This is a genomic window from Staphylococcus sp. AC872, assembly GCF_979255425.1.
The window spans coordinates 1-227 of sequence record NZ_CEEDKW010000105.1 but is presented as its reverse complement, the minus strand read 5'-3'; the positions used below and the strand labels follow the sequence as shown (position 1 = coordinate 227).

Annotated in this window: 1 pseudogene; it reads right to left on the bottom strand. The window is 45.4% G+C overall.

Going from position 1 to position 227, the window contains the following annotated elements:
* Positions 1-227: pseudogene (locus ACZ267_RS13100) on the bottom strand (hypothetical protein); the annotation flags it as partial.

Sequence of the window (227 nt, the reverse complement as noted above, 5' to 3'; positions counted from 1 at the left end):
AACGTCCATTGGTTTCCTACTTTAGTTGCGACAACTTCCTTCGCTTCTCCATTTGGCGCTACATAATGAATTGTCATCTTATCTGATTCACCTTGTGGTGTGACTGTTACACTCGCATTCGCTTCATCTGGTGTAATTGTTGGCGCCGCTGGCGTTGCTTCTTTCACTGGCACATTTGCTCTCGCTTCTGTACTTGTGTCACTATTTCCGTGACTCTCATTAGCTGT